6 protein-coding genes are annotated in these 8733 nt (G+C 46.6%); all 6 read left to right on the top strand.

Annotated features, from left to right (window positions below; all coding sequences use genetic code 11):
- Nucleotides 1–316: 316 nt before the first annotated feature.
- The 6 genes from PHU49_07350 (at nucleotide 317) to ppcB (ending at nucleotide 8625) form a co-directional block, all read left to right on the top strand.
- Nucleotides 317–970 (top strand): response regulator transcription factor, encoded by a 654-nt coding sequence (locus PHU49_07350; GenBank protein ID MDD5243819.1) that lies wholly within the window; start codon nucleotides 317–319, stop codon nucleotides 968–970.
- A 291-nt stretch (nucleotides 971–1261) separates the two neighbouring features.
- Nucleotides 1262–2335: a PEP/pyruvate-binding domain-containing protein gene (locus PHU49_07345; protein MDD5243818.1), complete on the top strand. Its 1074-nt coding sequence runs from the start codon at nucleotides 1262–1264 to the stop codon at nucleotides 2333–2335.
- Between the two features lie 18 nt (nucleotides 2336–2353).
- The gene (locus PHU49_07340) at nucleotides 2354–3589 is read left to right on the top strand and encodes a Tm-1-like ATP-binding domain-containing protein (GenBank protein ID MDD5243817.1); all 1236 of its coding nucleotides are present in this window, start codon (nucleotides 2354–2356) and stop codon (nucleotides 3587–3589) included.
- A 105-nt stretch (nucleotides 3590–3694) separates the two neighbouring features.
- Entirely contained in the window at nucleotides 3695–5338 is a 1644-nt protein-coding gene (locus tag PHU49_07335; protein ID MDD5243816.1) for an AMP-binding protein, read from the top strand.
- Nucleotides 5339–5404: 66 nt separating this feature from the next.
- The gene (locus tag PHU49_07330; GenBank protein ID MDD5243815.1) at nucleotides 5405–7069 is read left to right on the top strand and encodes a PEP-utilizing enzyme; all 1665 of its coding nucleotides are present in this window, start codon (nucleotides 5405–5407) and stop codon (nucleotides 7067–7069) included.
- 146 nt (nucleotides 7070–7215) lie between these two features.
- Entirely contained in the window at nucleotides 7216–8625 is a 1410-nt protein-coding gene (ppcB, locus tag PHU49_07325) for a phenylphosphate carboxylase subunit beta (GenBank protein ID MDD5243814.1), read from the top strand.
- Nucleotides 8626–8733: the final 108 nt, after the last annotated feature.

Raw genomic sequence — 8733 nt, 5'->3', positions numbered from 1 at the left:
TCCTCGCTGGGACGACTTGACTGGCATCAATATTAATTTTTCAAAAACGTTCACCCACATTGCAAAATCTTCCATCAGCATTGTGCTGGAAAACCGGCATTAAGTGGCGAACGATTTTTTTGGGAACTTAGTTTATATATTGTATGTTATGAAAAACAATGTTAAAAGTGGTATAATGTATATAAAGAGGTACAAGAAAAAGCCTGCTCCGTTATTTTGGCAAATTAAAGACAAAATGTTTCCCGGAATGTTCATAATATACGCGTGAACTTTTAAAGTATCCATAACGTTAGACGTAACATGAGGGACAACAAGCATGACTATACGCTTACTCCTGGCTGACGACCACCAGATAATACGCGAGGGGCTTCGTGCCATCTTTGAAAAAATAACTGAGGTGGAGGTAGTTGCAGAGGCTCAGGATGGATTAGAAACTGTGAGACTTACCAAGAAACTGCTGCCGGACATTGTGATTATGGATATAGGTATGCCCAATATGAACGGTATCGATGCTACCCGTCAAATTATCGCAGAGACCAAGGGTGTAAGGGTGCTTGCCCTGTCTACACACACAGACACCAAGTTTGTAATGCAAATGCTGGGGGCAGGCGCATCCGGATACCTTCCCAAGGATTGTACCTGTGAGGAGCTCATATCGGCAATTCATGCTGCAATCACAAATCAGCTTTATCTAAGTCCGCGGATAACCGATGTAGTAATAAGAGAGTACCTCCACAATCTCCCCAAAAGGGAGCCTTCCGTATTTACAATACTAACAGCCCGTGAGCGGGAAATACTTCAACTGCTGGCTGAGGGAAAAACAACAAGAGAAATTGCATCAAAACTTAACGTAAGCGTAAAAACAGTTGATACCCATCGCCAGCAAATAATGGCAAAGCTCAATATCCATAGTATCGCAGAACTTACAAAATATGCTATTCGCGAAGGGATCACCTCCCTCGAACCTTAAAGTCACACCCCTAAACCCCCGTTTATTTATCTTCTGTACTTATTTTCATACATTTGGAAGACTAAAATCATACTTTTGCTGATTGTCGACAACTTCAAAGGCGTGTACACTTATTTTTAGATGTGTTGCCTGAAAAAAATATTTTTGAAAAATAAAGCGTAAGCAGACGAGGAGGCGATAGGGTATTCGATATATAAAATATAAAGATTAATATACACATTAACTATAAACAATTTCTAGGATGCTAGAATAACTTTATGAGAAGTTTCAAATAAAAAAGGGGGCTGTAAAATGAATCCTGGGAAAAAAGAAAGATGGGTAGTTTCCTTTCTAGAATGTGGAAAGGATGACGCTGGTTTAGTAGGAGGCAAATCTGCCAACTTAGGTGAAATGTGCAAATTGGGAATCCCTGTCCCGTTGGGATTTACCGTTACCAGTGAAGTAAATAAAAGATTCTTCGAGATTACCGGTAATGAAAAAACAATCGAAAAATTTCTCAGCAAGTTTCCCGAGAAGCCAACCAGTATTGATGAATTCAACGAAATAGCGAACTACGTTCAAAGCCTTATTGAATCAACGGAAATCCCGGAACAATTTCAGAAACCCATTTCTGAGGCGTATAGCGCTTTATGTGACAAGTATAGCATTAAAGATCTTTCTGTGGCGGTCAGATCAAGCGGTGTGGCGGAAGATATGGCCATGGCAAGCTTTGCCGGGCAATATGATTCATATCTCAATGTGCAGGGCACAGAGGAGGTCTTCAAAAATGTACTGAAGTGTTGGGCCAGTGCATTTACACCACGCTGCATATCATACCGTATCAAGAATAATTTGCCGATCTTTTCAAAATCTGTTTCTGTGGCGGTAGCAGTGCAAAAAATGGTTAAGTCCCGGGCATCCGGGGTGGGTTTTACTGTTAATCCGAATACGGGCAATAAAACAAAAATAGTGCTTGAAGGCAACTGGGGAGTCGGTGAAAGCGTAGTGCAGGGAATAGTTGAGCCGGACAGGTTTGAAGTGGATAAGGAGACGCTTAAAGTAGTGAATGCGGAAATTCGCTGCAAGCAGAAGCAGGTCGTATTCACAGAAAAAGGGACCATAGAAAGGGATGTTCCCGAAGAAAAACAGAAGACCCCATGTATAGAACACTGTGAGGCTGAAATGGTGGCAAAGTGCGCAAAAATGGCTGAAGAATATTATGGACTGCCACTGGATATAGAATGGGCTATAGATACAGATCTGGAGTTTCCGCAGAATGTTTTTCTGGTACAGGCACGTCCGGTTACCGCAATGGCTGTTGAAAGAAGCGCAACAGAAAAGATTCTCGATTTTTTGTGCACCCGCACGTTTCCAGTGAGCCACTGAAAAATCAGGAGATTTATCATGCTAAAAAGCATCGTTATTATTGGGACCCTGGACACGAAGTCTGAAGAGATCCTATTCGCCAAGGAACAGGTTGAGCTGAGAGGTCATAAGACGATTGTAATGGACCTGAGTGTGGGGAGTAAACCTTCAGTCAAAGGGGACATTACCAGTCAAGAGGTGGCAAGAGAAGGCGGAGGAGACATAAAAGCGATATGGGGTAATCCTGATAGACCAAAGATCAACAAGATTATCACCGATGGCGCGATAAAGATATGCAATGAACTCCTGAGGGAAGGAAAATTAGACGGGATCCTCTGTATCGGCGGCGCAGGCGGTACGCTCATCGGAACGGATGTAATGAAGGGACTTCCATTCGGAGTGCCCAAATTTGTTATCTCCAGCAATGCGGCGCTCCCAGGTTTTTCATCAAAATATTTCGGTACAAAAGACATCACCATGATGCACACGATGGTAGACATTGCCGGATTAAATGATATTCTGAGAACTCTTTTAAGTCAGGCAGCTGGTGCTATTTGCGGGATGGCAGAGGCGCATGAAATGTTACCACATAAAATGACTGGTACAGAGACAAGAAAACCCTCCGTCGCGCTGTGTGAACTTATGGCGAGTGCGAAATGCATCAGAAACATCAAGCAAGTCCTTGAGACGAACGGGTACCAGGTAACTGTATTCATGGCAACGGGTGTCGGAGATACGGCAATGGAGGAACTCATTGATCAGGGGCTTTTTGATGCTGTATTAGACCTGTCCCCGGGGGGCATCATAGACAGCCTTATCGAAGGCGGTACCCGTAAGGCCTGTAAGGTCAGGTTAGAATCGGCAGGACTCAAAGGGATTCCCCAGGTTATCGTTCCCGGAGGATTAGATTTTATTACGCCGCTCCTTTCCAAGTATAAGCCTGAATATGATGACCGCAAGATCTTCAGGCCGGACAAACTCAGGCAGCTCATCAGATCCAATATAGACGAATTAACCCGGGCGGCCGGAATTATCGCCAGAAAACTGAATGCCGCCAGAGGACCCGTAAAATTCATAATACCCCTGAACGGGTGGTCCAGGGTCGACGGGCCAGGCAGGCCCCTTCATGATCCTGAGGCAAACGCGGCATTCGTGAAAGAATTGAGGAAGCAGCTCAAACCGGAAATTGATGTCCGGGAAATCGACGCATGGATAGAGGAACCCATCTTTGCCGATGCCCTTGTTGAAGCCCTCAATGAAATGATGCACAGGTAAGATACCAATATTCATATAAGGAGGTGGTATTGTATGCCAAGGGCTTTTCAATAGCTTTGGAAATATCCTAACGACTAAAGATGAATAAAGAGAAGGAGGAAGAAGATGCGACCGCAACGTTATACGGATGAGATGGTTAAAGAATACCTGAACAAAGGTTACTGGACAAAGACAACCTATGCCGATCTGTTTGAACGAAACGCGAAGGAATACCCCAAGAAAGAGGCCTTTGTTGACGATTCAGGGAACAAGTTTACATGGGCCGAGGCAAATCAGGCGGTAAACAGGCTTGCCCTCAAGCTTGCGGAGCTGGGATTCAACAAAGATGACACGCTAATGATCCAGCTCCCCAACCGCGTTGAGATCATTCTCCTGCGCGTTGCATGTGAAAAGGCAGGGATCATCTCGATACCCGTGGTAAGGACTTTAAGACACGATGAAATAGGTTATATCCTGAAGCTTGCAGAGACAAAAGGCTATGTTGGTTTGTGGAAATTCAGAGATTTTGATTACTGGCAGATGATCCAGGAATTACGCCCCGGTTTGCCGGCATTAAAAAACATCTTTTTCTGTGGAGATGAGATTCCGGAAGGGGGGATCTCAATAAAAGAGATTTTAGCAGCCCCGCTGGAAGAAAAATATTCAGTGGATGATTTGAAAAAGAGACAGGTGCAGGTAGATGAGGTGGCATGGATCGAGCTAAGCACAGGCACGACCGGCTTCCCCAAGGTTATACAAACACCGATGGCGCTTGCCACATCTGTGTCTCCCTCCCATATGGCTAAAATCAAGATGACAGGCAGTGATGTAGCATGCGCCTTTGCCCCTATCTCAGGCGCAGGTCGCGGCCTCGCACGGTTTACCCCCTTTGTTGCCGCGAAAGGCGTTTTGATGGAGCATTTTGATGCGGAAGACGCCTTCAGGCTCATAGAGAAAGAAAAGATATCAATACCGATGGTGGTGCCGGCACAGCTTGCGATGATGCTCCAGAACGAAAATTACGATAAGTACGATCTCAGGTCGCTCCGTGTTTTCCAGGTTGCAGGCGCTCCGCTTCCTCCGCATGTTGCAGAAGAGGTTGAGAACAGATTTAAATGTCTTGTGGTAAACCATTACGGCGGCATGGATGCCGGCTCTTTGACAAGTGTCAGCGCAGACGATCCTGTGGAGGTAAGGCGCTTCTCAGTGGGAAAAGCCCATCCGGGGAATGAAATCAAATTGCTCGATGATAACGGGAAAGAGGTTAAACCCGGGGGAGTCGGGGCTGTGTATTTTAAGGGACCTACCTCTGTCGGCGGGTATTACAAAGATCCTCAAATGACCAAGGAAGCCTGGGGCCCCAATGGATTCAATATGGGTGACCTGGCAAAGTTCGATGAACAAGGAAATCTCTATATAGTAGGCAGAAAGAAAGACATCATAATCCGTGGTGGTTTTAATGTCTACCCTGCCGAGGTAGAGGCTATCCTTGTGACGCATCCAAAGGTTGAAGCAGCCGCAGTTGTTGGATATCCTGACCCAATAATGGGAGAAAGGGCATGCGCATATGTGGTGGTAAGGAAAGGCGCAACATTTACTTTTGGAGAGATGGGCGCGTATTTCAAAGAGAGGAAGATAAACCTCAACAAGACCCCGGAGAGGCTTGAGATCATCGAAAAGATGCCTCTGGTAGCGGATATGAAGCTGGACAAGAAGGTGCTGAAAGAAGACATACTTAACAAAGTTAAGAGTGAAGGCAAGTCCTCCTAAATTATTGAGGGAGGTTATTCTATACCAATAACTATCAGGAAGATAGTTATTGAAAAAGGGGGCTTTATGCATTATGGAAGGACACCAATGTGTTGGGAGATTACAGATTATGACCTCGAGCACTACCCTGTCTGGGTAAGGACACCGGCACATACCGAGCCGGTGATGACGCCGCTTTACTGTGAGTTCTGGTATGGTTACATGACAGACGGGATTAGACGGGGTTGCGAATATATCTCGCTTCCTACAACCCTGGGATATTACTGGAAGCTTTACAAGGGCCATGGTTATTTGACACGCGCCATTCCCCAGGATAGCGAGATTCCTGACAGGGAAAAAAGGTATCGTGAAGTTGCAGCAAAAATTATTGATGATCCATTTGGGTTCTGTGACAGTATCTTTGCCAAGATGGACAAGCTCATGGAGCCATATTACGACATGAACCTTGAAACAATGACAAGGGGTGAGCTTATCGAGCATATACACGATATAATCTACCTCCATACCAAAGCTATCTACCTGTATTTTGAAGGTTGGTTTGGCGCAACACCGATGCCCGCGCTTTTTCAGCAGCTTGCCGGAGAATTCACAGGGCTGAAGGCTACAGACCCGCTCTATTCAAAGTTGACGATAAGTATGGACAATCCTCTTTACAGGTCAAACCGAGGAATTGCCGGCCTTGCGCGCCTGGCGATTGATTCAAAAATAGAGAAAAACCTGATGCTCCCTGACAATGAAGTGGTAAAAGCGATGGAGCAGAGTGCGGCAGGAAAGAAATGGGTTGAAGAGATGAAAAAGTTTCTCAAGGTACACGGATGGAAATTACTGCGAATGTATGAATTTGTTGCACCTGGCTGGTATGAAGATCCGGCGCTATTGATGCCCGACATAAAGAGGTATGTCGAAGTGGGCGGGGCGCATAAGATCGATGAAGATCGCGATGCAATGACGAAAGAGAGGGATGAGTTATCAAAGGAATTCCTTGCAAAAGTCCCTGAAGCCCAGCGGGACTGGATGGAGAAACTGCTTGTGGCTGCCCGTGCCGCAAACTACTGGAGTGAGGGGGCGGCATGGCATGGAGAGTTCAAGTGTATGGCGTTCGGCAGGCGTTGCTTCATCGAATGCGGCAAAAGGATGGTTCAGGATGGGGCTATCAATGACGTGAACGATATATTCATGCTGTTTACCGATGAAATCATCTCTGCCCTTGGTAACAGGGAAAAAGGACGCTATGTGCAGCTTGTCCAGGAGAGGCGCAAGGAGTGGGAAGGTTATAAAGCGCTCACATATGGTTCGGACGAAGTGCCCCCGGTCATAGGCGATCCCAATGCCATCGGGCCGATGCTCCACTTCGACCCCACGCTCACCGTCAGCATCTCTATGCCCATCGAAGATCCCGAGAAAGTAGGAGCTGTCTGCGTCGGTGGGGCAGGGAGTCCCGGTGTAGTTGAAGGGACCGCAAAGGTTATCTTTGATGAATCCCAGTGGAAGGAGATCCAAAAAGGCGACATAATGGTTTGCCCCATGACAAGCGCTACATGGACGCCGCTCTTCGGTATTATCAAAGGACTGGTATGCAACAGCGGAGGTTCTTTGTCTCACCCGGTTATTGTGAGCCGTGAGTATGGCATACCGGCAGTGGTCGGGACAGGTGATGCTACCATGAAGATCAAAACCGGCGACAAATTAAGGATTGATGGGAATCTCCTGAGGGTTTACAAGATAGGTTGATGACCGGATAATACAAAGGTCATTGAACGCCCTGCTGAGCTTTTGGGCGGGGAACGGGTGGGCAGATCAATACTCTGGACACTGATTACAGTTAGGCGTAGCGGCTGAAAACCCAAGGTTTAGAGACTAACTGAGGAGGGTGAGCTATGAAAGATTTACGAGACTTTATAACCAGATGCGAAAAGGAGGGTGAGCTCCACCGCATTAAGGCAGAGGTAGACTGGAATTTAGAACTATCCCACGTAGCTAAAAAAAATGAAGAGATCGGAGGCGGATCCGCCCTCCTATTTGAAAATGTCAAGGATTATAAGATACCGGTTTTTATAAGCGCATTCACAAGGCCCAAACGGATGGCCATTGCCATGGGACAGCCGATACATTACTCCATGCAGGATCTGTCGCGTGAGTGGATGAATCTGGTCACCAAAAAGCTTATAAAACCAAGGTTGGTAAAAAAGGCCCCCCTGATGGAAAATATACAGGCAGGGGATGAGGTCAACCTCTATGATCTGCCGGCCCCTTTCTTCAACATATTGGATGGAGGGAGATTTATCGGTACCGCTGTTTATCTCGTAACGAAAGACCCGGAAACGGGCTGGGTCAATCTTGGAACCTACCGGATGCAGGTCCATGAGAAGAATAAATGTGGTGTTCAGATCATTAAAGGCAAACACGGCGACCTGATGCTCCAAAAATATAAGGCAAAAGGACAAAAAATGCCTGCCGTGGCGGTAATTGGAGGCGACCCGCTGTTATATCTTGTTTCGAGCTGCATGGTTTCCGCACAAACAGACGAATATGATATTGTAAGCACATTGCGAGGGAAACCTATTGACATTATAGAGAGCGACCTGACAGGCCTGCCTCTTCCGGCATATGCCGAAATTGCCTTAGAGGGAGAGATCGATCCCGACAATCTTGTACCAGAAGGCCCGTTCGGCGAATACACCGGCTATTACTCAGGCAAACCGTCACCCAAGATCTTTCTCGATGTGAAAAGGATCCTGCATCGGAACGACCCCATATTCTGGGCAACTGCCGTTGGAAGGCCGCCCAATGATGTTGTGATGATCCAGTCGCTGAACCGTACCGCAAGTTTGTGGGCAGACTTGAAAGATATGAAGATACCGGGAATAAAGGCTGTCCATGTTCCCGCCTCATCTTCCGGCAGGTACTGGGCGATAGTATCCGTCAAACAACAGTATCCGGGCCACTCCATGCAGGTAGGAACGGCTGTTATTTCTACCACCACAGGAAGCTACGGTCTCAAGGGGGTCATTGTTGTGGGTGATGATATTGATGTTGAGAACTGGGATCAGGTCATATGGGCGCTTTCTGTGAGATTTGATCCTGCGCGGTCTACCCAGATTATAAACAGGGGGCGTTCGACGCCTTTGGACCCTTCCCTCCCTGTCGCGGCGCGGGAGATTACCTCAAGAATAATTATGGACGCTTGCACGCCCTTCGAATGGAAAGAAGTACCAATTCCCGTTGATCTGGATAAGGCAACATCGGAAAAGGTGGAAAAGAGATGGAAAGAGTTTTTCCCTGATTGAACTTTCTGTAAGATCCTGCACAATGGTTAACATCGAAGAGACCTCTTGCCTCAGAGGTCTCTTCTCATCTAGTAAAAATCTTTGAGACAATTCGCAACCGGCTTTTAC

The sequence above is a fragment of the Syntrophorhabdaceae bacterium genome, assembly GCA_028713955.1.
In the GTDB taxonomy this organism is placed as follows: domain Bacteria; phylum Desulfobacterota; class Syntrophorhabdia; order Syntrophorhabdales; family Syntrophorhabdaceae; genus UBA5609.
Note: the sequence above shows the minus strand (reverse complement) of the source record. Positions and strands in the feature narration are given on the sequence as shown.

Excerpts from the sequence above, each read along its gene's own strand:
- PHU49_07350 (MDD5243819.1), top strand. The coding sequence starts at position 317 with ATGACTATACGCTTACTCCTGGCTGACGACCACCAGATAATACGCGAG.
- PHU49_07345 (MDD5243818.1), top strand. The coding sequence starts at position 1,262 with ATGAATCCTGGGAAAAAAGAAAGATGGGTAGTTTCCTTTCTAGAATGT.
- PHU49_07340 (MDD5243817.1), top strand. The coding sequence starts at position 2,354 with ATGCTAAAAAGCATCGTTATTATTGGGACCCTGGACACGAAGTCTGAA.
- PHU49_07335 (MDD5243816.1), top strand. The coding sequence starts at position 3,695 with ATGCGACCGCAACGTTATACGGATGAGATGGTTAAAGAATACCTGAAC.
- PHU49_07330 (MDD5243815.1), top strand. The coding sequence starts at position 5,405 with ATGCATTATGGAAGGACACCAATGTGTTGGGAGATTACAGATTATGAC.
- ppcB (MDD5243814.1), top strand. The coding sequence starts at position 7,216 with ATGAAAGATTTACGAGACTTTATAACCAGATGCGAAAAGGAGGGTGAG.